General features: G+C 42.5%; 1 protein-coding gene. It reads right to left on the bottom strand.

From position 1 onward, the window contains the following. Nucleotides 1–146 precede the first annotated feature (146 nt). Nucleotides 147–398 (bottom strand): hypothetical protein (locus tag H5202_RS24120; RefSeq protein WP_220494001.1); only part of this gene is annotated, 252 nt, incomplete at its 5' end.

Raw genomic sequence — 398 nt, 5'->3', positions numbered from 1 at the left:
AGCTTAAACACCTTAATAAAAATGACGTTATCGGATAATAGAGTCTGGGGACCCAATAACGCCTGAACTGTAATGCTAGTCGTCTTCCTAACAACTAACGGTAAAGCCATAAAGCGGCAAGGATGCAAGATATTTTGCGCTTATTATTAGAATGTTTGTTGCTGTGCTATCAACCTACTGGGGGGCGAGTTGTTAACACGGTCAAACATCCTTGCCAAAACGGTTTTGGGGTTTAGTGCCACCAATGACGAAAGTAGCACCGTCAATGGTGAAAGCTTAAACACCTTAATAAAAATGACGTTATCGGATAATAGAGTCTGGGGACCCAATAACGCCTGAACTGTAATGCTAGTCGTCTTCCTAACAACTAACGGTAAAGCCATAAAGCGGCAAGGATG

The organism is Shewanella sp. SG41-4 (assembly GCF_014164505.1).
Classification (GTDB): domain Bacteria; phylum Pseudomonadota; class Gammaproteobacteria; order Enterobacterales; family Shewanellaceae; genus Shewanella.
This window is presented reverse-complemented; position numbering and strand designations above follow the sequence as displayed.